This window comes from Sphaerisporangium dianthi, assembly GCF_042654065.1.
Lineage (GTDB): Bacteria > Actinomycetota > Actinomycetes > Streptosporangiales > Streptosporangiaceae > Sphaerisporangium > Sphaerisporangium dianthi.
Genome location: NZ_JBHSFP010000028.1, coordinates 1 through 22,195, shown reverse-complemented (window position 1 = coordinate 22,195; position 22,195 = coordinate 1). Strand labels below are relative to the sequence as shown.

Genomic DNA, 22,195 nt, shown 5'->3' with positions numbered 1-22,195 from the left:
GCCGTCCGCAGACGATCGTCGTTCGCACACCACAGGGAGGGTCAGTGCCCGACCAGATCATCGTCATCCATCGATGGAGCGACCGTTACGCCGACTACGAGTCCTACGTCGACCACGGCGCCCGTCGCGTCAGTTACGTGACGACCGGGCGCGCCGCCGGGTCACTGCCGGAGCGGGCCGCGGCGGTGCGGACCGTGCGCAGCACGGAGGACGGCAAGGAGGTGCGGGCCGCCGTCGCCTCCCTGGTCGAGGAGTTCGGCAGGCCGGCACGGATCATCGCGCTGCACGAGGTCGACCTCGACATCGTGGCCGAACTGCGCGGCGAGCTGGGCGTCCCCGGAGAGACCCCGGGCGAGCTCGCGCCCTTCCGCGACAAGCTGGTCATGGCGCGGCGCCTGGCTGCGGCCGGGGTCCCCGTCCCGGCCACCGAGCCCGCGGCGGACCACGCGGCGGTCAGCGCCTTCGCCGCCGTCCACGGCTGGCCGGTGCTGGTCAAGCCGGTCCGTGGCACCGCGAGTGCCGGAGTGACCCGCCTCGGCTCGCCCGCCGAGCTCGCGGCGTACGTCTTCCCGCGCGACATGCCGATGCTGGTACAGCCCTACCTGCCGGACGTCATCCTGCACGTCGACGGCGTGGCCACCGGAACGGGCCTCGGGGCATGGCGGGCGTCGCGCTACGTCAACACCTGCCTTGAGTTCACCGAGGGGGCGGCGCTCGGCTCGGTGGAACTGGACGATCCGCTGCTGACCAAGGCGGTGGGCGAGTTCACCACCCGCGTGGTGCGCGCGCTGTCCGCCGGCCCATGGGTGTTCCACCTGGAGTTGTTCCTGTCGGGGACGCCTTCGGCGCCGCGGTTGCAGGTGCTGGAGGTGGGAGCGCGCCCCGGCGGCGCCGAGGTGCCCTTCGTGTGGAAGGAGGTGCACGGCGTCGACCTGATGGCGGCCGCCTTCGCGCTCCAGATGGGCGAGCCCCTGCCCGACGCCGGCCGCATCGAGCTCGGAGCCGAGCGCGGCGGCTGGCTGCTCGTGCCGACCCCGGTCGCCCGGCCGTGCCGGGTCGTGGCGGCCGGGTCGCGCGCGGGCGCCGGGGACGAGACCGGCGGGCCGGTGGACGGGGGGAGCGGCGGTCCTTATGCCCAGCGTGTGCCCGTGGTGGGTCAGACGCTGACCGACCTGGCCGGGTACGAGCACTCCGGCGCCCGGTTCCGGTTCCGCGGCCGGAGCGCCGACGAGGTGGAGGCCGCGATCCGCCGGACGATCCAGGACTTCGACTTCCGCTGCACCCCGATCGATCCGGACGCGCCCGAGCGGGTCGTGCTCGTCGGCAGCGGCGGCAGGGCCTATCGCGAGTACGCGTTCGCCGACGCCGCGGCCCGTTGCGAGGTGGCGCTGGCCGGCCCCGTCGAGCCCACCTGGCAGTCGGGGTACCTCGCCGGGCACCGCAGCGTGGCGGACCCGGGGGTGGACGCGCTGACCCGGGCGGTGGGCGAGTGCGTCGCCGGCGCCCCGGGCCCGGCCGGCGTCTTCACCTGGGACGAGGTGCTGCTGGAGGTGACCGCCGCCGCGGCGGCTCGGCTCGGCCTGCCGCACATGTCCCCGGCCGCGGCGCGCAACTGCCGCGACAAGCTGGCGACCCGCCGGCTGCTGCGCGAGTCCGGGCTTCCCGGGGTCGCGTTCGCCCACGTGCGCGACCAGGAGGAGGCTCTGCGCGCGGCGGACGCCATCGGCTACCCGGTGGTGGTCAAGCCGCGATCGCTCGCGGGCAGCGTCGGCGTGGTGATCGTGCACGACGCCGAGGACCTGCGCGGTCTCTACCACCACGCGGTCGAGGCGGCCTACCCGGGCCTGGACCCCCTGGACGGCCTGCTGCTGGAGGAGTTCCTTTCCGGGCCGGAGATCAGCGTCGACTCCGTCGTCCGCGACGGGGACGTGCGGCCGGCGAACGTGGCCCGCAAGCGGCTCGGCTTCGACCCCTTCTTCGAGGAGGTCGGGCACCTCGTCTCGCCCTGGCGGCGGGAGCCGTGGGCGGACGACCTCACCGACCTGCTGGTCGAGGCGCACCGGGCGCTGGGCGTCCAGACCGGCGTCACCCACGCGGAGGTGCGGCTCACCGCGGCCGGTCCGCGTCTGATCGAGCTCAACGGGCGCCTCGGCGGCGACTTCATCCCCTACCTCGGCAAGCTGGCGACCGGTGTCGACCTGACCGCCGCCGCGGTGGACCTGGCCCTGGGCCTTACGCCCGACCTCGGGCAGTCCCGCGACATCTGCGCGGAGGTGAGCTTCCTCTACCCGCCGCAGGACGGCGTGGTCCGCTCGCTCGACGTGTCCTGCGCCGCGGCCGTGCCCGGCGTGGTGGAGGTGGTCCGGCTCGCGGAGCCGGGGGCCCGGCTGCTGCTGCCGCCGCGCGGCGTGGTGCCGCGCCTGGCCGCCGTGATCGTCACCGGGGACACCCCCGAGGACTGCCGCCGGGCGCTGGACCGCGCGTCGGAGCTCGTGCGCGCCGAGGTCGAGCCGCTGGTGGCCGGAGGTGCCCGGTGAGCGGCGCGGCGAACGCGCTGCGGCGCCTGCTCAGCAGCTACATCCTGCCGAACCGGGACGGGCGCGTCATCGTGGCCGCCGTCGTGGTCTACGCCACCGGCAGCGGTCTCTTCCTGGCCGGCAGCACCGTCTTCTTCCTCAAGGGCATCGGGCTGAGCACCGCTCAGGTCGGCACCGGCCTCACCGTCGCGGGACTTGCCGGCTTTCTCACCACGGTGCCGGTGAGCATGCTGGCCAGGCGCTTCGGGCCGCTGCAACTGCTGCGCATGGTGCAGGTGTGGCGGGGGGCCTGGCTCGTCGCCCTGGCCTTCGCGGACAACGTCTGGACCTTCACCCTCTTCGCCTCCCTGTTCATGATCTCGCAGGGACCGGTGCTCCCCATGGTCCAGCTCGTGGTGAGCGCCGTCGTCGGCGAGCGCGACCAGACCAAGTCGCTCGGGGTCATCGGCTCGGTCTCGAACGTGGGCATGTGCCTGGGCGCCCTGGCCGCCGCGCCGTTCCTGAGCCTCGGCGACATCTGGATGCTCCGGTCGATCCTGCTGCTCGGCGGCCTGTGCTGCGTCGCCGCCGCCGGACTCTTCGGCCTGCTCCACGTCAAGGTGGCGGCCCCAGCGGACCGGCCCGCCCGCTGGCACAGCGGCCTGCTGCCGGTCCTGCGCGACCGCCGCTACCTCGCGCTGACCACCGTGAACGGCGTGCTGTTCCTGCACACCGTGCTGCTCGGCATCGGCCTGCCGCTCTGGCTGGTGCAGTCGACCGACGCCCCTCCCGGCCTGCTGAGCGCCCTGATCACGGTGAACACGGTGCTGGCGATCGTCTTGCAGGTGCACTTCGCCAAGCGCGTCAGCGACTCGCGCGGCGGCACCCGGGCGCTGCGCGGCGCCGGCGTCATGCTGGCCGCCTCCAGCCTGGTCCTGGTCACCTCGTCGTACTCCCGGACCTGGCTGACGATCGGCCTGCTGGTGGTCGCCACCGTCTTGCTGACCTGCGGTGAGATGCTCCAGGCGGTCGGCGGCTGGGAGATGTCCTACCGGCACGCGCCCCGGGACCTGCGCACGGAGTACCTCTCGGTGTTCAGCCTCGGCGGGGCGGCCGTGGGCATCGCGGGCCCGGTGCTCGTGGCCGTGGTCCTGAGCTGGCAGACCACAGGGATGATCGTCCTCGCCGCGCTGTTCCTGGTCACCGCGGCCGCCGCGACGCTGGTGGGCGCGAGGCTCAGGCACGCGGAGCGGGACGACGCGCTGGAACCGGAACCCGGTGAGACGGCCGTGGCGTAGCCCCGGACCCGCCACGGGGCGAAGCCGGAACCGGCCGCAGGAAGCCCGATCGTCCAGCCGACAACGAAAGGCCACCGTCATGCAAGACCAACTGTTCGCGTTGATCACGGGCGTCGTCGAGGAGCTCAACGAGCGCAGGAGCGAGAAGATCCCGACCGAGAACCTGCCCGGCGTGGTGCTCTACGGCGACGAGGGCGTGTTCGACTCCATGCACCTGGTCAACTTCCTGGCGCGGGTGGAGGAGGAACTGGAGGACGAGTACGACGTCGAGATCTCGCTGACCTCCGAGAAGGCCGTCTCCCGCCGGATGAGCCCGTTCAGCAGCGTCAAGCGGCTCGTCGACTTCATCGAGGAGGAGATGCGGCTGGCCGGGAGCGATATCGGCGACGCGCCGGGCGCGGACGCCGAGCCGGTGCGGCTGGGCGGCTGAGCCGATGATCGCGACGAACCGGACGGACCGGATGGGCCGGATGGACGGGGCGGGCCGCACCGCATCATGATCATCATGATCACCGGCACGCGCACCGGTATCGGCAGGGCCCTGGCCGAGCACTTCCTCGACCGCGGTCACCAGGTGGTGGGGTGCAGCCGCAGGCCGTCCGCCATCGAGCATCCCGGCTACCGTCACCACGAGGTGGACCTCACCGACGGCAAAGGGATCAAGGCGATGTGCCGGGCCGTCCGGGCCGAGCACGGCTACCTCGACGCGGTCGTCAACAACGCCGGGGTCGCGAACATGAACCACTTCATGATGACCCCGGAAGAGGTCGCCCGGAAGATCTTCGACGTCAACTTCTTCGCGGTGCTCAACTGCTGCCGGGAGAGCGCCAAGCTGCTCCAGAAGAGCAGCGGCTCCCCGGCCATCCTGAACGTCTCCTCGGTCGCCGTGCCCTGGGCGCTGGCGGGGCAACTGGTCTACTCGGCCAGCAAGAGCGCGGTCGAGCAGCTCACGAGGGTGATGAGCAAGGAGGTCGCCGACCTCGGCATCCGGGTGAACGGCATCGGCCTGCCGCCGGTGCACACCGTCCTCACCCGCACCGTGCCCCGGGAGAAGATCGACGACCTCATCGGGCGGCAGACCCTGAAACGCATGTGCACGATGTCCGACATCACCGGGCCGGTCGAGTTCCTGATCTCTCCGGAGTCCTCGTTCGTCACCGGGGAGACGCTCTTTCTTGGGGGTGTTCACTGAATGCGGGACGCGATTCTCGCGAGGTTCGACGAACTCGGTGACCGCACCGCGGTCGTCGACGCGGACGCGGCGTACAGCTACCGGGACCTGTCGGAGGAGACGCGCCGGCTCGGAACGGTCCTCGCGGAGCACCGGGTGCGGCCCCACGACGTCGTGGTGCTCAACGGTGACTTCTCCTTCCCGTCGATCGCGGCTCTGCTGGCGCTCTACCTCAACCGGAACATCCTGGTGCCGGTGGTGACCCTCAGCGAGGCGGTGCTCGCCACGGTCACGAGATCCTGCGCGCCGCGGCACCTGATGCGGGTGGGCGCGGACGTGGAGATCGAGGCGATCCCCTCGGCGCCGGTCGCCGCCGGCGCCTACGACGCTCTCGTCGCGACCGGCGCGTCCGGCCTGGTCCTCCTGAGCAGTGGCAGCACCGGCGAGCCCAAGGCGATCCTGCACGACCTCGACGCGATCGTGGCGGAGAAGCTCGGCACCCGGGCGCGGGCGGCGGGCCGCCCCGCCAACATCCTGATGTTCCTGCTCTTCGACCACATCGGCGGGCTCAACTCGCTGCTCGGCGCCCTGCGCATGGGCGGGGCCGCGATCGTCCCCCGGCGCCGCACCCCGGACGAGATCTGCGCGCTCATCGAGAAGCACCGCATCAGGCTGCTGCCCACCAGCCCGACGTTCCTGAACCTGATCCTGATCGGCGGCTACCACCGCGAGTACGACCTGAGCAGCCTGCGCCTGATCACCTACGGAACCGAGCCGATGCCGCAGGAACTGCTGGCCCGGGTCAACGCCGCCTTCCCCGGCGTCAGGCTGCTGCAGACGTTCGGCACCAGCGAGACCGGCATCTCGACCACCACCAGCGAGTCCTCGCGCAGCACCTACTTCCGGATCGACGACGCGAACGTCCAGTACCGCGTCGTGGAGGGCGAACTCCAGCTCAAGAGCCGGACCCAGTTCCTCGGCTACCTCAACTACCCGAGCGACGCGCTCACCGAGGACGGCTGGTTCCGCACCGGCGACCTCGTCGAGCAGAACGCGGACGGCTTCATGACCGTCAAGGGCCGTGCCACGGAGGTCATCAACGTCGGCGGCGAGAAGGTGCTGCCGCTGGAACTGGAGTCGATCCTGCTCGGCAGCCCGCTCATCGACGACTGCGTGGTCTACGGCAGGCCCAACGCCATCACCGGGCAGTCGGTGTGCGCGGACGTCAGGCCGCGCGGCGAGATGACCCGGGCGGAGCTGCGCAGGCACGTGGCCGACTTCCTGACCGGCAAGGTCGACGCGTTCAAGATGCCCACCAAGGTCAACCTGATCGACTCGGTCACCGTCTCCGAGCGGTTCAAGAAGAAGAGGGCACTGCCATGACGGACGCCGGTCTCGTCGTGATCGGAGCGGGGACGTTCGCGGTCGAGGTCACCCGCTACCTCGACGACCTCGTGGCGGCCGGCCACGACGACCACCGCGTGGAGCGCTACCTGGCCGTGGCCGGGGAGCCGGTGTACGCGCCCGCCGAGCGTTGCACGGCGCTGGAGGAGTTCGCGCCCGAGCCGGGCGCCCGCGTCGTGCTCGCCCTCGCCGACCCGGCCCGGCGGCGCCCGCTGATCGACGGTCTCATCGCCGATCACGGGCTCGACGCGGTCAACGTCGTGCATCCGGCCGCCCGGGTCGACCCCGCGCAGATCGCCGGCGCCGGCAACATCATCGGGCCGGACTGCTACATCGGCGCGGACGCCGTCCTGGGCGGCTTCAACATCATCCATTACCACTGCTCCGTGGGTCACCACTCGCGCATCGGCTCGAACAACTTCTTCGCGCCGAACTTCCACTGCGGAAGCGGCGTCGAGATCGGCGATGACAACTTCTTCGGCCTGAGCTGCACCGTCGCCCCAGGAGTGGACGCGGGCAGCGGCAGCAGGTTCCAGGCCGGCATCACCCTGTTCGAGAACGCGGCGAGCGGCCACTCCCACCTCGTTCCCAGCCGCATCAAGTCGATCAAGACGTCCTGAGGAAGGCAATGATGAAGCGAGCGAAGGTCACCGTGATCGGCGCCGGTCCCGCCGGCTGCGTGGCCGCCCTGAGCCTGCACAAGCTCGGCCACGAGGTCGAGGTCTACGAGAAGGGCCACTTCCCCCGATACCGCATCGGCGAGTCGTTCCTGCCCGGAACGCTGTCGATCCTCAACCGGCTGGGCCTGCAGAAGAAGATCGACGCGGCGGGCTTCGTGGAGAAGCCGTCGGCGACCTTCCTGTGGGGCCAGGACCAGGCGCCTTGGACCTTCTCCTTCGCCACTCCCAAGACGGCCCCGTGGGTCTTCGACCACGCCATCCAGGTCAAGCGCGAGGAGTTCGACGCCCTCCTGCTCGACGAGGTCCGCGAGCGCGGGATCTCCGTCTTCGAGGGCACTCCCGTGACCGACGTGGACATCGCCGACCCCGGCCGCGCCACGCTGACGGTGCGGGACGGCGACGCCTCCCGCGTGGTCGAGTGCGACTTCGTCATCGACGCCGGCGGCGCGGGCAGCCCGCTGGCGCGGCAGCTCAAGGTCCGCCGCTACGACGAGTTCTACAAGAACTTCGCGGTGTGGTCCTACTTCAGGTGCAAGGAGCCGTTCGAGGGCGACCTCAAGGGCACCACCTTCTCGATCACCTTCCAGGACGGCTGGGTCTGGATGATCCCCCTCAAGGGCGACATCTACAGCGTCGGCCTGGTGGTAGACCGCTCCAAGGCGAGCGAGGTCAAGGAGCTCGGCCCGGAGCGCTTCTACCGCGAGACCCTGGCCCAGGCCGTCCGGGCCACGGCCATCCTCGGGGACGCGGAGATGATCGACGAGGTGCGCATCGTCCACGACTGGTCCTACGACTCCGAGCATTTCTCCGGCGGCGCCTACTTCCTGTGCGGCGACGCCGCCTGCTTCACCGACCCGCTGTTCTCGCAGGGCGTCCACCTGGCCACGCAGTCGGCGGTCAGCGCGGCGTCCGCGATCGACCGGATCACCCGGCACGAGGACGAGCGCGAGGAGGTCCACGCCTGGTACAACCGCAGTTACCGCGAGACCTACGAGCAGTACCACGAGTTCCTCGCCTCGTTCTACACCTTCGCCTCCTTCACCGAGCCCGAGTCGGAGTTCTGGCGCAAGCGCCGGATCAGCGAGTCCGACGACGCCCGGCTCAACCGCCTGCGGTGGTTCGACCGGCTGGTCCAGGACGACCCCGAGAACCCGACGACGTCGGTGGCGGACTTCCGCGACCGGGCCTCGACGATGATCGCCATCGGCCGGCACCAGCGCAAGGAGCTGAGCGACGAGTTCTCCGAGAGCGAGCTCAACTTCGCCCGGGTGCGCTGGATCAGCGGTCTCACCAAGCAGCTGAACCGCATCACGCGGCTGAAGTGGACCGGTGACGAGGTGCGGCTCACGCCCTACTACAAGGTCGAGCCGCTGAGCTTCCGGCTTGAGCGCAAGCAGGTGCTGGCCAACGAGGACGGCGCCGACATGATCAAGTTCCCGGTGGAGGAGGAGCAGCGCGAGATCTTCCGACGCGTCCTCAAGGAGACGGTGAGCTACAAGACGCTGATCAAGCAGCTGCACGACTCCGGCCTCGGGGAGTTGAGCTCGCAGATCGTCATCCGGCTGATGGAGGCGGGCCTGCTGTCCGGCTACGACAAGAACGACGACCGGGTCGTCGTCCAGGACCGCCTGCGCTTCGACGGCGTCGGCGTCGAGTACGAGGTCTGAGCCATGGAGGTCACGCACGGCCCCGGCCCTGCTCTGGTGTTCCTCGCCGGCATCGACAACTCGGGCCCCGGCCACTGGCAGGCCATGTGGCACGCCCGGGTGCCGGGCGGCGTCTGGGTGGAGCACACCTCCTGGGACGCCCCGGTCCGCGACGTGTGGGTGCGCGAGCTCGACGAGGCCCTGCGCGCGACCGAGGGCCCCAAGGTCCTCGTCGCGCACAGCCTCGGCTGCACGCTGGTGACGGAGTGGGCCGCGGAGCACAAGAACGAGGAGGTGGCCGGCGCCCTCCTGGTCGCCGTGCCGGATGTGCACGGGCCCGGCTTCCCCGCGCAGGCCGTGGGTTTCGACGCCCCGAAGCATCGGCGGCTGCCGTTCAAGACGGTCGTGGTCGCCAGCGAGGACGACCCCTACGGCTCGGTGGAGCACGCCGCCGACGTCGCCGGGATCATCGGCGCGGACCTGGTGACCATCGGGCGCAGGGGGCACATCAACGCGGACTCGGGCCTCGGCGACTGGCCCGAGGGCTGGGCCCTGCTCACCCGGTCGTTCACCGGCTGACCGCGTTCCCGCCCGCGCGCGAGATCGACCGATCTGGCGCGCGCAGGAACATCCGCCGGCAGAGGAGCGTGGAGCGCCAGGGCGAGACCCTCGCGCCGCCTGACCCGCGGCGGAGCGCCGCGTCCGGCCGGGTGGCGGACGCGGCGCTCGCGGTCACGGGTCAGACGGCCGACGCCGCCGCGTACAGGGCGCGGTAGGTGAGGACCCCGGCCAGGTGCCTGCGGTAGTCGGGGGTGGCGTGGAGGTCGGTCGGGGGAGAGGTGTCGTCGGCCGCCGCCGAGGCGGCCTCGCGGAGGGCGCCGGGCAGGTGGGCGCCGTGCCGGCCGGAGCCGTTGGCGGCCGCGGGACCGCCGGGGGCCAGTCCTGAGCCGTTCGCGGCCGCGGTGCCGTTCGCCGCGGAGCCGTACGGGGCGGACGAGCCGTTCAGCTCGACGCCCCGGACCGCCGACTCCACCTGGGTGGCGCGTACGGGGGTGGGGCCCATGTTGGTCAGGCCCACCCTGGCCTCCTCGACGCGGCGGGGCTCGCCGTCCGTGCCGCCGGAGACCCGTACGGCCGCCGCGACGCCGACGATGGCCCACGACTGGGCGGTGCGGTGGAACTTCTCGTAGTGGAAGCCCCACCCCGCGCCCAGCTTGGGCACCCGGACCGCGGTCAGGATGTCGCCCGGTTCGAGGGCCGTCTCCAGGTAGTCGAGGAAGAAGTCGCGGGCCGCCACCACCCGCTCGCCCGACGCCGACCGGACCAGGAACTCCATGTCGAGGGCCAGCGCCACGGCGGGCAGGTCGCCGGCCGGGTCCCCGTGGGCGAGGGAGCCGCCGAACGTGCCGCGGTGCCGCACGGCGGGGTCGGCCACGGTGGCCGCCGCGAGCGCCAGCAGGGGGCATTCGGCGTTCACGATCGGCGAGCGGACCACCTCGTCGTGGGTCGTGGCGGCGCCGATCAGCACGTGGCCGTCCTCGTCGCGGACGCCGTGCAGCTCGGCGAGGCGGCCGACGTCGACGAGCACGCTCGGGTAGGCCAGCCGCAGCCGCAGCAGCGGCAGCAGCGACTGCCCTCCCGACAGGACCTTGGCGTCCTCGCCGGCGTCCGCGAGCGCCGAGACGGCGTCGCCGAGCGACGACGGGCGGATGTAGTCGAAGGGCGCGGGGATCATGAGGTGCCTTCCTGTACCGCTCGCCATACCCGTTCGGGGGTGCACGGCATCGGCACGTCGACGACGCCGTACGGCCGGAGCGCGTCGACGATGGCGTTGACCACGGCCGGTGTCGAGGCGATCGTCCCGGCCTCGCCGACGCCCTTGACGCCGAGCGGGTTCGTCGTGGCCGGCGTCTCGGTCCGCTCGGTGACGAAGTCGGGCAGGTCGGCCGCCGACGGCAGCAGGTAGTCCGCGAACGTGGTCGTGAGCAGGTTGCCCTCGGTGTCGTAGACGGCCTCCTCGAACAGCGCCTGCGCGATGCCCTGGGCCAGGCCGCCGTGGACCTGCCCCTCGACGATCATCGGGTTGACGACCTTGCCCACGTCGTCGACGGCGACGTAGGACCGGATCTTCGTGGCGCCGGTCTCGATGTCGACCTCCATCGCGCACAGGTGCGTCCCGTGCGGGAAGGAGAAGTTCTCCGGGTCGAAGGTCGCGTCGGAGTCGAGGGTGGGCTCGACGCCGTCGGGCAGGTCGTGGGCGGCGAACGCCGCCAGCGCCACCTCCTGGATCGTCTTGCCCGACTCGGTGCCGCGCACCTTGAACGTCCCGCCGTCGAACTCGACGTCGTCGGCGGAGGCCTCGAGCATGTGGGCGGCGATGTGCCTGGCCTTCTCCTTGACCTTGTCGCACGCCCGCACGACGGCGATGCCGCCGACGGCCAGCGAGCGCGAGCCGTAGGTGTCCATGCCCTTGTGGGAGATCGCCGTGTCCCCGTGCAGCACCGAGACGTCGTCGAAGGGCACGCCGAGGGCGTCGGCGACGATCTGGCTCCAGGCCGTCTCGTGCCCCTGCCCGTGCGGGCTGACGCCCGTGATGACCTCCACCTTGCCGGTCGGCAGCATGCGCACGGAGGCGTGCTCCCATCCGCCCGCGCCGTAGCTGAGGGAGCCGAGAACGCGGCTCGGCGCCAGGCCGCACATCTCGGTGAAGGTGGAGACGCCGATGCCGAGCTGCACCGGGTCGCCGCGGTCGCGCCGGTCGGCCTGCTCGGCGCGCAGCTTGTCGTAGCCGAACAGGGCGAGCGCCCTGTCGGTGGCCGCCTCGTAGTTGCCGGAGTCGTAGGTGAGGCCGGCGATCGTCGTGTAGGGGAACTCCTCGTGGGCGATCCAGTTGCGCCGCCGCACCTCGACAGGGTCGAGGGACAGCTCGGCGGCCAGCTCGTCCATGAGCCGCTCGATGGCGAACGTCGCCTCGGGCCTGCCCGCGCCGCGGTAGGCGTCGGTCGGCATCTTGGTGGTGAACACGCCGGTGCAGGTGAAGTCGTAGGCGTCCATCTTGTAGATGCCGTTGAACATGAACGCGCCCAGGATCGGGATGCCCGGCGTGACCAGCATCAGGTACGCGCCCATGTCGGCGAGCAGGTCGACCTTCAGGCCCCGGACGCGGCCGTCGGCGTCGGCGGCCAGCGCGAGGCGCTGGAGCTGGTCGCGGCCGTGGTGCACGGTCAGGTTGCCCTCGGAGCGCGACTCGGTCCACTTGACGGGCTTGCCGAGGCGCCTGGTGAGCAGGAGCGCCAGCACCTCCTCGGCGGTGACCTGCAGCTTGGAGCCGAACCCGCCGCCCACGTCGGGGGCGACCACGCGCAGCTTGTGCTCGGGGATGCCCGTCACCTGCGCCAGCATGATGCGCAGGATGTGCGGGATCTGCGTGGCCGAGTGCAGGGTGAAGTGGTCGCCGTCGCTCTGGGCGACGACGGCCCGGGGCTCCATGGCGGCCGGGATGAGCCGCTGCTGGACGTAGGTCCGCTCGATCACCACGGGCGCGTCGCGGAACGCCGCGTCGATGTCGCCCTCGGCGTACTTCCAGGTGTACGCGCGGTTGCCGGCCTCGTGGACCTTCGGGCTGTCACCCTTGAGGGCCTCGGTCATGTCCAGGACGGGGGGCAGCGGCTCGTAGTCGATCTCGATGGCCTCGAGCGCGTCGTTCGCCTTGTACCGGTCGGTGGCGACGACGCAGGCCACGGCCTCGCCGGCGTACCGCACCTCCGTGACGGCCATCGGCGGGTGGTCGGGGATGACGATGTCCTCGGTGACGGGCCAGGCGCACGGCAGGCTGCCCTGCTCGCCGGCGAAGTCGCGCCCGCTGAAGGCGGCGACCACTCCCGGCATGTTCCGCGCCGCCGAGACGTCCACGCCGGTGATGCGCGCGTGCGCCATCGGGCTGCGCAGGAACGCCACGTGCAGCATGCCGGGGAGCTGGATGTTGTCGGTCCACTGGGTGCGCCCGGTGACCAGCCGCGCGTCCTCCTTGCGCCTGCGGGCGGCGCCGACCTCGTGCCTGCCGGGGGCGGGCTCGCTGAGCATGTCGCTCTCGGCGATCTGCCGGGCGACGAATCCGGCGTCGATCTCCTCGGTCATCTGCCGCTCACCGCTTCCGGGGCGCTCATGCTCTGCGCGCCCCGCCGCACGGCGCGGACGATGTTGCAGTAGCCGGTGCAGCGGCACAGGTTGCCCTCGAGGCCGTGGCGGATCGCCTCGTCGGAGGGGTCGGGGTCGTCCTTCAGCAGGTCGAGGGCGGCCATGATCATGCCGGGGGTGCAGTAACCGCACTGGAGGGCGTGCTCCTCGTGGAAGGCCCGCTGCATGGGGTGCCAGCGCTCGCCCTCCGACAACCCCTCGACGGTGAGGACGTCGCACCCCTCGGCCTGCACGGCGAGCACCGAGCAGCTCTTCACGCTCCTGCCGTCGAGCATGACCGTGCAGGCGCCGCAGTTGCCGGTGTCGCAGCCGATCGGTGTGCCGGTCTTTCCCAGCCGGTCGCGCAGGAGGTGGACCAGGAGCAGGCGAGGCTCGACCTCCTCCTCGTATGTGACGCCGTCGACGGTGACGCTGATACGGGTCATTGGTCCTCCAAGCGCGCGCTGGCCAGTTGATCTATTGCCGTGCGCTACCAGTGCGAACCTCAATTCGGCCTCGCTGGAGGTGCCGTCCCCGGCGGAGGGCCGGAGGCGCCCCCCTGCGGGGAGGTGGCGAGCGCACTAACGGTGAGGGAAGTGGATGGAGTGAGAACCGACAAATGCGAACGTACGCCCCTGAACTTGCCGGTCAACCCCCCGCGGCGGCAGAACACCGCTCGCTTGCTCGCCCCCTCTGCCGGCGCGACCCTCAGGCCAGGGGGAACGGGCGGCCGTACTCCTCCTTCGGCCGGGGACCGAAGATGCGGCGCTCGCCCTCGGTGATCGCCAGGTCGTTGATGCTGGCCTCGCGGCGGCGCATCAGGCCCTCCGCGTCGAACTCCCACAACTCGTTGCCGTAGCTGCGCCACCACCGCCCGTCGGCGTCGTGGCACTCGTACTGGAAGCGCACGGCGATGCGGTCGGCGGTGAACGACCACAGCTCCTTGCGCAGCGCGTAGTCCAGTTCCCTTTCCCACTTGCGGGTGAGGAACCCGACGATCGCCTCGCGTCCGGTCACGAACTCCGATCGGTTGCGCCAGACCGAGTCCTCCGAGTACGCGAGGGCGACCTTTCGCGGGTCACAGGTGTTCCAGGCGTCCTCCGCGCCCTGGACCTTGATCCGCGCGCTCTCCTCGTCGAACGGTGGTGTGGGAGGTCTCATCGGAAGGATCCTTCCTCGTGCCCGCCGTGGAGCGGAGGGTTGAACGGGGAGGGTTCGACGAGCCGCCACGGCGCGGGCACCTCGCCGGCCATCTCCACGATCTCCTCCGCCTCGAAGACGACCTCGCCGCCATCGACCGCGGCGCGGCCGGTGAGGCGCAGTCCATTTCCACTCTCCCAGTCGGGGAACAGCAGGCCGCAGGCAGGGTTGAGCCGCAGGTTGCCGAGCGTCATGAACATGAGGTTGCCGGGGTACTCGGGCCACGCCAGCCGCCGCTCGTCCAGCACGCGGACGAACCCCGGGGCGCCGCCCCGGTGCGAGGCGTCGGCGCCGAGGCCGTCCACGTGGGTGGCGATGAAGAAGGTGTCCGCCTCGCCGATCCGGCGGCGCTGTTCGGGCGTGAGCGCCCGTCCGCCGCCGAGGTGACGGGACGGCCCGGCCTGAGCGGCCGGCCCGGCGGGCGTGGACGGCGCGGCCTGGGTGGACGGCGCGGCCTGGGTGGACGGCGTGGACGGCGAGGCGAGGCCGGACGCGGGCTCGCGCCGCTGGATGTACTTCGGGCAGTTGGAGTACACCTGCTCGGTGCGGACGAGCAGCCGGTCTCCCTCGCGCCGGGCCCGGCCGTTCACGCGCATGCGGCGGCGCGTGGCGAGGTCGATGGCGATGATCCCGATATCGCGTCCGGCCTCGTCCTCCCCCTCCTCCTCGCCGAACAGCTCCGCCAGGGGGCCGGTGGGCAGGGCGTCGATCGCGACGTGCCGATCGTCCAGGGCGACGGCGAAGCCCTCGGGCCCGGTGAGCGCGCTCGCCCACACCCGCCCGCGGTCGTCCGGGGTGGCGATCACGAGCATGCGCTGGGCGCGCAGGAAGGCGGCGGCCACGGCGGGAATCCCGGCCTGCGCCCGTGCCGAGCCCATCGGCCTGGGGACGCCGGCCTGACGCTGGAGGAACAGCTCGCCGGGGTGTTCCATTTAGAAGAACCCGCAGGTCGGAGCGTCCGGCACGGGGGCGGTGAGGTCCTCGGCGCCGGTGAGGGAGGAGATCTCCACGCGGATGCCGTCGGGGTCCTCGAAGAACACCCCGCCGGAGCTCCTGCCCGTGCCGTGGGCCACCGGCCCGTCGTAGGCGAACCGCACGCCGATCTCCTTGAGCGTGGCCTCCGCCTGCCGCACCGCGTCCATGTCGGGCACCTGGAAGGCCAGGTGGTGAAGCCCCGGTGAGGCCGTGGGGAAGCGGCCCTCGCTCTGCTGCCAGAGCGTCAGCGCCGGCCGGCCGTCATGGCCCAGCGACGCGTACCGCCGGTCGCCCTCGGTGGACTCCCTGAGCACGTCGAACCCGAGGATGCGCAGGTAGAACCGCTTGCTGCGCTCAAGGTCGGTCACGTTGAGCCCCACATGCCCGATCTGGAAGGTCATGCCCCTCCGCCTTTCACTCGCGAATCGTGGCCAACGGATAAAACGGAGATATCCGTTAGAGGCCACGTCGCAGCCTACCTAACGGGAAACATCGATTCAACCGTTAGGAGATCCGCGGATGTCCGCCCGCTCGAAGCGCTGGACGCGGGACGCACCGGCAGGCGAGGGGTGGACGGCGCCCGGCCTGAAGGGGGCGGCGCCGGGAGGTGAGGAACCCGGCCCTGAAGGGGCGGCGCCGGGAGGTGAGAGACCGGCGGTGACGGGGCCGCCGAACGATGAGGGTGACCGGCGGTGAGGGAAGTGGCGCGACGAAGCCCCCGCCCGTCGAGGGCGAGGGCGGGAGATCCGCGACCGGACGAGGGGGCGTGCCGCCGCTCAGCGCTTGCGGACGGCCTTGGTGATGATGCCGACGAAGCCGGCCAGGCCCAGGCCGAAGATCAGGATCGGCGCCATCACCATCATGTCGGGCATGGGGGCGGTCACGAAGCGGACGCCGATGCCGATGAACAGCAGCCCGGCGAGCAACGACAGCCAGTCGGTCCTATGCCGCCGCACGGCTGACCTCCACATCTCCGATGCCGGCTTTGACGTGCAGTTCGATGACCGGCACGGCCCCTGAGGGCTTGACGTCCGGTTCGAGCACCTTGTCGTGGTGAACGTCGGCGCCGCCCTGCACCACGTGCTCGATCGTGACGTCGCCGAGCCGGGCGTAGCCGAAGACCTTCACACGCGCCGTGCGCGGCACGATGACCTTGAGCTCGCCCACCGACACCGAGGCGTCGAACCGGGTGAGCGAGCCCGGGACGAACTTGGTGCTCCGCAGGTCGAGCGTGCCGTCGCCGATGCCCACCGAGTAGGTCCGCACCGCCTGCGCGCTGTCCAGCGGCTCCCAGGTGTAGGTGCCGATCTTCTTCGGAATTCCGTTCATCGTCGTTCCCGCCACCAGGAGAAGGGAGACGATCGTCCCGGTGGCCACCAGGCCCGCGCCCCGGCCGAACCAGGTCGCGATGAGCAGCCCCGCGCCGATCGTGATGAGCATCGCCCCGCCGATCACCGGCGGGTTGAGCGTGCTGGAGGACGACTGCGCGGCGACCATGATCCCTCCGACCATGAGGGCGAGGAACACCGTGATCCCGCCGATGAAGGACTTCGGCCGGTCGCGCCTCGCCGTGGCGGTGCGCGGAGGCCGGCCGTAGACCCAGGCGGGCGGCTCGTACTGCCGGCTGGAGTCGTACGGACGGTAGGGGCCGCGCGGCGCGAACGGCTCGCCCGATGAGTCGAACCCGCCGCCCGTGAGCCGTCCGTCCCCGTAGCGGGGGCTGCCGGCGGGGGTGGCCGCCGGCTCGTAGGGGGTGGAGCCGTGGCCGGCGGCCACGCCGGGCCCGCTGGGGGCGCGGCCGGCGCGCCTGGAGGCCGCGAGGGCCTCCTCCGCCAGGTCGGCGAGGCGCCGGTACGGGGACTCCGTGGCGGAGCCGGAGGCCGGGGCCGCCCCCGTCTCGGACCGCAGGCCCGCGGCCGGCTGCGCGGACGCCGCGGCGGCGGCCGGGGGCACGGCGGACGGGGGCACTGCGTCCGAGGGCACGGCGTCCGAGGGCACGGCGTCCGAGGGCGGAGCCTGGCCGCCCGGAGCGCCGGCGGGGGCGTCCGCCGGAGGCGCCTGCACGCGGGTCACGTCGGCGGGCGCGTCGAAGGAGAGCGTCTCGGTGCGCGCCGCGTCCGAGGGCCTACCCGCCTGCGGGGCTCCGGCGGACGGAGCGGCCGGGCGCGCGGAGGCGGCGGTCGCCTCGGGGAACGGGGCGGCGGCCGTGTCAGGGAACGGGGCGGCGGTCGTGGGCGGCGCGGCGGCGGGAGCGCCGGAGAACGCGGCTCCGGCGGGCGGCGCGGACGCGGCGGGAGTCCCGGTGAAGGGGGCGCCGGGCGCGGCGTCCGAGTACGAGGGGTAGGGCTGCGAGGGGTACGGCTGTGAGGGGAAGGGCTGTGAGGGGAAGGGCTGTGAGGGGTAGGGCTGGGCGCCGCCGAACGGGTGGCCGAGCCAGTTGTCGGGCGCCGGCCGGGTGCCGCGCCTGCCTCTGGCCCGCTCGGGCAGGCTCCGCGCCAGCGCCGGCAGGTCGACGCCGCGGGCGTGCGCCGCGAGCAGCGTGATGGCGAGCAGCGTGCCCACCACGACGGTCGCGGTGCTGATGCCGTCGGCCGCCAGGTTGATGATCAGGCCGAGCGCGAAGATCGCCGCGAGCAGCGCCATCACGGTCTCGGTGTCGAAGACCCTGCGGCTCCACTGCTCGACGTATCCGGGCCCGCCGTTCTTGTTCCTCATCAGCAGGAACGCCGCGACGTACAGCATGATGCCGATGCCGGAGCCGATGACCAGCGCGGCGAACCCCACGCGGAAGATCACGGGGTCCATCCCCGTGTACCGGCCGAGCCCGGCGCACACGCCCGTGAGCATGCGGCCCTCGTCGCTGCGCATGAGCACGCGCTCTTCGTTCACAGGTGCGAAGCTACCTGGCTCCATCGTCGCGCCGGGACCGCGTGCGTCGTTCATAGGTTCCATCGTGGCCGCGCGCGGCGCCGCCTGCCATCCGGGAGACCCCTGACTCGTCCCCGACCACTCAGGGCAGGAGTCAGGAGTCGACTCGGGGTGTTGTAGCGCGGGTGCCGTTCGCGCTGGCCGTCTAGACCGGCGAAACCCCGCGCACTCCCGTCCCATTCGGTACACTACGGGTTGCTACCTCCGCGCCGGATAGGGCGCGGAACTGCTGAGTCTGTGCCCATAGGGGGCACGGAGTCGGGGAACCAATCGACCCCTACGGGGGCAAGGGGTGAATCGGCGCCGCTGGTGCCGTAGGGCGACTTCCTAGCCCGAATCCGTCAGCTAACCCGATAAGCGCAGGTCCTTCAGTGGATTGCGACTGAGCTGACTATCTGGATTCGGATGCTTGTGCTGTGGTTTCGTACGCAGAGGGTCGCCGTGTTCGCCCTCTATGCAGTGATTCTGCTCGTGATCGTCGTGCTCAGCTTCCCAGTGTGGCTGATCTTGCCCTTCACGGGCGACGGTCGGAAGTTCATCCTCGACCTGATCGAGAAGTTCACGAAGTGGTCGAAGACGGTTCTCGAAGGAAGCGCTAGTCCGGCCTTGCCGGAGAAGCGGCCCAAGAGCAGCTCGTGACGCACAGACGCCCCGGCGGGGCACCGAGTATCCGCCGGGGCTCTCGTGCTGCCCGAGACCCACCCGAGGGCTTCCCGTGGCTATCCGGGCGGCGCGGCCCTGCGGGTGCCGGGCAGTGTCTTGACCAGCCAGGGCTTGCGGGTCCGCGCGTAGGAGATGTCATAGACCGCGATGTCGCCGTAGAAGCCCTCGCCGACGTTCTCGCCGAGCCAGTCGTAGGCGTCGTCGACGTCGATCGTCAGGTACGCATCCTGGACGTCGTTGGAGCCGACCTTGAACACCCGAGCCAGGTAGGCGAGCGGGTAGAGGTACTCAACCACGGTGAGGGTCTGGCCCTCGATCTCGATCTTGACCTGGGGGGTCACCGGCTTCTGCATTCTCCCAGCGTAGGCGCTTGTACATACTCGTTCAAGCTCGTTCATGCTCGTAGTCGAATGAGGATGCTCTGACCTGCACGTTTACGGTTGAGCTGTGACGGAACTACGGGCTGACCAGCCGAAATGGCGGCAGGTCGCGAATATCCTGCGCAAGCGGATCGAATCGGGCGAGTACAAGCGTGGCGTGCCGCTGCCGTCCGAGACCGCCATCGTGCAGGAGTTCGGCATTGCCCGTGGCACAGCTCGCAAGGTCGTCGCTTGGCTGCGCGACGAGGGTCTGATCTACACCGTTCCGCAGATCGGCTCGTTCGTCGGACCCGAGCCGGAAGACGCCTGACCTGCGCTGACTTGTGGCCCGATTTAGCGGGCTGATTCCCTGGTAGTGGTAGCGGCGCGCAGCGCCGGGTGTTCACTCCCCACCCTGCATCCGCAACCCCGCTGGATGGTCGGGCAACTGCCCGGTTCGGCGATGACTCCGGCTCACGGGCCAGGCAACTGCCGTCGTGTGTCGTCCCGTTGTCCTGCGGCGCGAGGCAACCGCCCGTTGCGTGGACACGCCTGTCACGCCGAACAAGGGAATCCCCCAATGAATGAGCTTGAACTGGTCGTCAACGATCTGCTCGGCACCTCCGCCCGGTCCGATGGCGTCTCCGACGTCTCCCGCCGACTCCAGGCGATGAGTTCGACCGAGCGGGAGCGGCTGAGCGCCCACATCTCCGGTCGTGTCGGCCTGCTGCGCGGCTACGACCGACGTTCCAACGTCCAGGATGCCGAGCTGTCGGCCCTGGAGGCGCTCCAGCGCGATGTGGTGGGAGCCGAGCGCGACCACATCCGTGCCAAGCTGGAGCACATCCGCAGCGCGGCCAGCGGCGGCGGCAACCTCAAGACCGAGCACGGCGCGTATGTCCTTCCGAACCAAGAGCCGAACAGCGGCACCCAGCGCGACCAGGCGTTGCGGACCATCGAGCGGGCGGCGATCCCCGCCGAGGCCCAGGAGAAGGCCGAGGCCCTGCTCCGGCAGGGCGCGAAGACGCACCAGGGGCTCACCGAGAGGTGGATCACGACCACGGGCAGCCCGGCGTACGAGCGGGCGTTCGCTCACCTCGTCGCTGACCCGCTGCGCGGTCACATGATGTGGGACGAGGAGGAGCGCGCCGCGTTCAAGGCCGTCGAGAAGCTGCGCGGCGAGATGCGGTCCATGAGCCTGACCGGTGCCGAGGGCGGCTACATGGTGCCCTTCCACCTGGACCCGGCGATCCTGCTGACGTCCGGGGGCAGCGTCGATCCGATGCGGCGGCTGGCCCGAGTGGTGCAGACCAACAGCGACGTGTGGCACGGGGTGACCAGCGCTGGCGTCACGGCGAGCTGGAGGCCCGAGGAGGAGGAGACCACCGACGCCTCGCCGACCGTGGGTCAGGTGTCCGTCCCGGTCCACAAGGGCGACGCCTACGTGCAGTACTCCTTCGAGGTCGGGATGGACGCGGTCAACCTGGTCCAGGAGCTAGGCGGGCTGCTCGTGGACGCGGCGGACCAGCTCCGCGCGACGGCCTACGTCGTCGGCACCGGGATCAATCAGCCGACCGGAATCGTGACAGCGCTGGCTGGCACGGTCGCAGAGATCAACGCGACTGGCGAGGCCCTGACCTCCGCTCACCCATTCCTGCTCCAGGAGGCGCTGCCGCCCAGGTTCGCGCCGAGGGCGCAGTGGATGGCGGCCCTGCCGATCATCAACCAGCTCCGCCAGTTCGAGACCAGCAACGGGTCGCTCAAGTTCCCCGAGCTGGCGAACGGCAACCTGCTGGGTCGGGCGATGAACGAGAACAGCAACATGGACGGGTCGATCAACCCGGCCGTGACCGCGAGCAACTTCGTGATGATCTACGGCGACTTCAACAACTACGTGATCGCCGACCGCATCGGGACCACGATCGAGCCGGTGCCGATGGTGACGGGTCCGAACCGGCGACCCACCGGCCAGCGGGGTCTGTACATGTGGTTCCGGACCGGTGGCAACGTCGTCGTGCCGAACGCGTTCCGGATGCTGGACGTGCCGACCACCGCCTAAGGACGTGGGGGATCCCGATGCGGACAGGGGTCCCCCATTCAGCCAGGGGGTGGTGCCCCCCTGAGGAGGGGACCTCGATCAGACGGGGGTGCCTCTATAAGGAGCAGGGTGGGTGATGGCTTGGCCCCCACCCTGCTCCCACTCCAAGCCACCAGCCAAGCCTGGAGACACCATGAAAACCCCGCCATCGCAGAATCCCGCCCGCAGGCCCCGGCAGCAGCCCAGAGGCGTTCCCATGTGGCACGAAGACCCGGACGCACCCATGTCCGAGCACGAGCGAGCCCAGCAGCGAGCGGCAGAGCGCGCGGCCTTGATCCAGTTCGGTAGGAACACGGCACCCAAGCTCCCGCCTGCGTCGAGCATGGCGCTTGTCGACGTGGACGGCCTGACGGACGGCGAGCTGGCGCAGGTGCGGCGAATGGCCGCGCGGTGGTCCCTGACGTCATCCCGTGACACCCCGTTCGGCGAGGTCATGGCGGAGCTTGCGAAGGCGCTCCAGCGGGTCGAGCAGGAACGCGCCTTCCGGCTCATGCAGTTCATCTACGGAGCCGAAGTGCCGCCCGACTGGGACACGGCTGTCGCAGCGCTCAGCGACCCAGAGGAGTAGGGGGAGGGGGTGCGCACGGGTCTCCGCCGACCGGAAGCCAGACCCCGCACTCTTCTTCTTTCTTTTCGGACCCCGGGGGGATCACGACACGTTTGCCGGCCGCAACTTCCCGTGATCCGTACGAAGCCAAGACCCATGCCACCGGTCCTCCGCAACGGGCACGACAAGCCGATCTCGTCACGGGAGCTTGCCCGGGTGTCAAGGCCTGCGCAGTATCTTTTGCCGCTCAGCAGCCTGTGCTGTACTGGGTACCAGGACGACGGCACAGGGCGACAGCACAAGGTCACGTGACCCCAAGACCTGGTAACCACTCCAGGTGCTGCACACCGACCCTATTGGGCCTCCGAGGACAGCCCCGGACGGCTTGGTGACATTGGTCTTAGGTCCTAGAGCATGTCTGATAAATGATCACGGTGGTTGGGGTTAGATGATCCCTCGTGGTGAGACGTGGTGAGCTGACCGATAAGGCCTGGCAGCGGATCGAGCCGTTGCTACCCGCCACCGACGGTCGTG

21 protein-coding genes and 1 riboswitch are annotated in these 22,195 nt (G+C 70.9%); of the genes, 12 read left to right on the top strand and 9 right to left on the bottom strand.

Translation table 11 applies throughout. From position 1 onward, the window contains the following. Positions 1-44: 44 nt before the first annotated feature. The 8 genes from ACFO60_RS30370 (at position 45) to ACFO60_RS30335 (ending at position 9,294) form a co-directional block, all read left to right on the top strand. A complete protein-coding gene (locus tag ACFO60_RS30370; protein WP_380847012.1) occupies positions 45-2,537 on the top strand; it encodes an ATP-grasp domain-containing protein in 2,493 nt (830 codons plus the stop codon). Next, on the top strand, positions 2,534-3,814 hold the full coding sequence (locus tag ACFO60_RS30365) for an MFS transporter (protein ID WP_380847009.1): 1,281 nt from the start codon (positions 2,534-2,536) through the stop codon (positions 3,812-3,814). Before ACFO60_RS30370 ends, ACFO60_RS30365 begins: the two co-directional genes overlap by 4 nt. Positions 3,815-3,893: 79 nt before the next feature. Further along, positions 3,894-4,244 carry a hypothetical protein gene (locus ACFO60_RS30360; protein WP_380847006.1) on the top strand — a complete coding sequence of 117 codons (351 nt, stop codon included), beginning with the start codon at positions 3,894-3,896 and terminating at the stop codon, positions 4,242-4,244. Positions 4,245-4,319: 75 nt separating this feature from the next. After that, positions 4,320-5,006 carry an SDR family NAD(P)-dependent oxidoreductase gene (locus ACFO60_RS30355; protein WP_380847003.1) on the top strand — a complete coding sequence of 229 codons (687 nt, stop codon included), beginning with the start codon at positions 4,320-4,322 and terminating at the stop codon, positions 5,004-5,006. Next, positions 5,007-6,368: a long-chain fatty acid--CoA ligase gene (locus tag ACFO60_RS30350; protein WP_380847000.1), complete on the top strand. Its 1,362-nt coding sequence runs from the start codon at positions 5,007-5,009 to the stop codon at positions 6,366-6,368. It abuts the gene before it with no gap. Continuing rightward, positions 6,365-7,009 carry an LbetaH domain-containing protein gene (locus tag ACFO60_RS30345; protein ID WP_380846997.1) on the top strand — a complete coding sequence of 215 codons (645 nt, stop codon included), beginning with the start codon at positions 6,365-6,367 and terminating at the stop codon, positions 7,007-7,009. The genes ACFO60_RS30350 and ACFO60_RS30345 overlap by 4 nt, the downstream gene beginning before the upstream one ends. Before the next feature lie 8 nt (positions 7,010-7,017). After that, positions 7,018-8,736, top strand: coding sequence for a chloramphenicol-biosynthetic FADH2-dependent halogenase CmlS (gene cmlS, locus ACFO60_RS30340; protein WP_380846994.1), 1,719 nt, complete (start codon positions 7,018-7,020; stop codon positions 8,734-8,736). 3 nt (positions 8,737-8,739) lie between these two features. After that, positions 8,740-9,294, top strand: a complete 555-nt coding sequence (locus tag ACFO60_RS30335; protein ID WP_380846991.1) for an RBBP9/YdeN family alpha/beta hydrolase — start codon at positions 8,740-8,742, stop codon at positions 9,292-9,294. A 160-nt stretch (positions 9,295-9,454) separates the two neighbouring features. On the opposite strand, the gene ACFO60_RS30330 is transcribed toward ACFO60_RS30335, so the two are convergent. The 8 genes from ACFO60_RS30330 to ACFO60_RS30295 form a co-directional block, all read right to left on the bottom strand. Continuing rightward, a complete protein-coding gene (locus tag ACFO60_RS30330; protein WP_380846984.1) occupies positions 9,455-10,450 on the bottom strand; it encodes an FAD binding domain-containing protein in 996 nt (331 codons plus the stop codon). Further along, entirely contained in the window at positions 10,447-12,798 is a 2,352-nt protein-coding gene (locus tag ACFO60_RS30325; protein ID WP_380847238.1) for a xanthine dehydrogenase family protein molybdopterin-binding subunit, read from the bottom strand. Before ACFO60_RS30325 ends, ACFO60_RS30330 begins: the two co-directional genes overlap by 4 nt. A 50-nt stretch (positions 12,799-12,848) precedes the next feature. After that, complete coding sequence (locus ACFO60_RS30320; RefSeq protein ID WP_380846981.1) at positions 12,849-13,337, bottom strand: (2Fe-2S)-binding protein; 489 nt, start codon at positions 13,335-13,337, stop codon at positions 12,849-12,851. Between the two features lie 262 nt (positions 13,338-13,599). After that, on the bottom strand, positions 13,600-14,052 hold the full coding sequence (locus ACFO60_RS30315; protein ID WP_380846978.1) for a nuclear transport factor 2 family protein: 453 nt from the start codon (positions 14,050-14,052) through the stop codon (positions 13,600-13,602). Beyond that, positions 14,049-15,023: a pyridoxamine 5'-phosphate oxidase family protein gene (locus tag ACFO60_RS30310; RefSeq protein WP_380846975.1), complete on the bottom strand. Its 975-nt coding sequence runs from the start codon at positions 15,021-15,023 to the stop codon at positions 14,049-14,051. Before ACFO60_RS30310 ends, ACFO60_RS30315 begins: the two co-directional genes overlap by 4 nt. Beyond that, entirely contained in the window at positions 15,024-15,467 is a 444-nt protein-coding gene (locus ACFO60_RS30305; RefSeq protein WP_380846972.1) for a VOC family protein, read from the bottom strand. A gap of 375 nt (positions 15,468-15,842) precedes the next feature. Beyond that, positions 15,843-16,022, bottom strand: coding sequence for a hypothetical protein (locus ACFO60_RS30300; RefSeq protein WP_380846969.1), 180 nt, complete (start codon positions 16,020-16,022; stop codon positions 15,843-15,845). After that, positions 16,009-18,009 carry a PspC domain-containing protein gene (locus ACFO60_RS30295; RefSeq protein ID WP_380846966.1) on the bottom strand — a complete coding sequence of 667 codons (2,001 nt, stop codon included), beginning with the start codon at positions 18,007-18,009 and terminating at the stop codon, positions 16,009-16,011. The genes ACFO60_RS30300 and ACFO60_RS30295 overlap by 14 nt, the downstream gene beginning before the upstream one ends. 202 nt (positions 18,010-18,211) lie before the next feature. Then, positions 18,212-18,369, top strand: a riboswitch (cyclic di-AMP (ydaO/yuaA leader). A 30-nt stretch (positions 18,370-18,399) separates the two neighbouring features. On the opposite strand from ACFO60_RS30295, the gene ACFO60_RS30290 reads away from it, so the two are divergent. After that, positions 18,400-18,633 carry a hypothetical protein gene (locus ACFO60_RS30290; RefSeq protein ID WP_380846963.1) on the top strand — a complete coding sequence of 78 codons (234 nt, stop codon included), beginning with the start codon at positions 18,400-18,402 and terminating at the stop codon, positions 18,631-18,633. A gap of 80 nt (positions 18,634-18,713) precedes the next feature. Here ACFO60_RS30290 and ACFO60_RS30285 read toward each other — a convergent pair whose 3' ends face one another. Further along, positions 18,714-19,010, bottom strand: a complete 297-nt coding sequence (locus tag ACFO60_RS30285) for a hypothetical protein (protein WP_380846961.1) — start codon at positions 19,008-19,010, stop codon at positions 18,714-18,716. 94 nt (positions 19,011-19,104) lie between these two features. On the opposite strand from ACFO60_RS30285, the gene ACFO60_RS30280 reads away from it, so the two are divergent. The 3 genes from ACFO60_RS30280 (at position 19,105) to ACFO60_RS30270 (ending at position 21,682) form a co-directional block, all read left to right on the top strand. Then, on the top strand, positions 19,105-19,347 hold the full coding sequence (locus ACFO60_RS30280) for a GntR family transcriptional regulator (protein WP_380846958.1): 243 nt from the start codon (positions 19,105-19,107) through the stop codon (positions 19,345-19,347). Between the two features lie 249 nt (positions 19,348-19,596). After that, positions 19,597-21,075: a phage major capsid protein gene (locus ACFO60_RS30275; protein ID WP_380846955.1), complete on the top strand. Its 1,479-nt coding sequence runs from the start codon at positions 19,597-19,599 to the stop codon at positions 21,073-21,075. 361 nt (positions 21,076-21,436) lie between these two features. Beyond that, on the top strand, positions 21,437-21,682 hold the full coding sequence (locus ACFO60_RS30270) for a hypothetical protein (protein WP_380846952.1): 246 nt from the start codon (positions 21,437-21,439) through the stop codon (positions 21,680-21,682). The last annotated feature ends 513 nt before the right edge of the window (positions 21,683-22,195 follow it).

What these genes read in the sequence shown, in the direction of transcription:
- ACFO60_RS30360 (WP_380847006.1), top strand. Translation starts at nt 3,894, where the DNA reads ATGCAAGACCAACTGTTCGCGTTGATCACGGGCGTCGTCGAGGAGCTC.
- ACFO60_RS30355 (WP_380847003.1), top strand. Translation starts at nt 4,320, where the DNA reads ATGATCACCGGCACGCGCACCGGTATCGGCAGGGCCCTGGCCGAGCAC.
- ACFO60_RS30350 (WP_380847000.1), top strand. Translation starts at nt 5,007, where the DNA reads ATGCGGGACGCGATTCTCGCGAGGTTCGACGAACTCGGTGACCGCACC.
- ACFO60_RS30345 (WP_380846997.1), top strand. Translation starts at nt 6,365, where the DNA reads ATGACGGACGCCGGTCTCGTCGTGATCGGAGCGGGGACGTTCGCGGTC.
- cmlS (WP_380846994.1), top strand. Translation starts at nt 7,018, where the DNA reads ATGATGAAGCGAGCGAAGGTCACCGTGATCGGCGCCGGTCCCGCCGGC.
- ACFO60_RS30335 (WP_380846991.1), top strand. Translation starts at nt 8,740, where the DNA reads ATGGAGGTCACGCACGGCCCCGGCCCTGCTCTGGTGTTCCTCGCCGGC.
- ACFO60_RS30330 (WP_380846984.1), bottom strand. Translation starts at nt 10,450, where the DNA reads ATGATCCCCGCGCCCTTCGACTACATCCGCCCGTCGTCGCTCGGCGAC.
- ACFO60_RS30325 (WP_380847238.1), bottom strand. Translation starts at nt 12,798, where the DNA reads ATGCTCAGCGAGCCCGCCCCCGGCAGGCACGAGGTCGGCGCCGCCCGC.
- ACFO60_RS30320 (WP_380846981.1), bottom strand. Translation starts at nt 13,337, where the DNA reads ATGACCCGTATCAGCGTCACCGTCGACGGCGTCACATACGAGGAGGAG.
- ACFO60_RS30315 (WP_380846978.1), bottom strand. Translation starts at nt 14,052, where the DNA reads ATGAGACCTCCCACACCACCGTTCGACGAGGAGAGCGCGCGGATCAAG.
- ACFO60_RS30310 (WP_380846975.1), bottom strand. Translation starts at nt 15,023, where the DNA reads ATGGAACACCCCGGCGAGCTGTTCCTCCAGCGTCAGGCCGGCGTCCCC.
- ACFO60_RS30305 (WP_380846972.1), bottom strand. Translation starts at nt 15,467, where the DNA reads ATGACCTTCCAGATCGGGCATGTGGGGCTCAACGTGACCGACCTTGAG.
- ACFO60_RS30295 (WP_380846966.1), bottom strand. Translation starts at nt 18,009, where the DNA reads ATGAACGACGCACGCGGTCCCGGCGCGACGATGGAGCCAGGTAGCTTC.
- ACFO60_RS30290 (WP_380846963.1), top strand. Translation starts at nt 18,400, where the DNA reads ATGCTTGTGCTGTGGTTTCGTACGCAGAGGGTCGCCGTGTTCGCCCTC.
- ACFO60_RS30285 (WP_380846961.1), bottom strand. Translation starts at nt 19,010, where the DNA reads ATGCAGAAGCCGGTGACCCCCCAGGTCAAGATCGAGATCGAGGGCCAG.
- ACFO60_RS30275 (WP_380846955.1), top strand. Translation starts at nt 19,597, where the DNA reads ATGAATGAGCTTGAACTGGTCGTCAACGATCTGCTCGGCACCTCCGCC.
- ACFO60_RS30270 (WP_380846952.1), top strand. Translation starts at nt 21,437, where the DNA reads ATGGCGCTTGTCGACGTGGACGGCCTGACGGACGGCGAGCTGGCGCAG.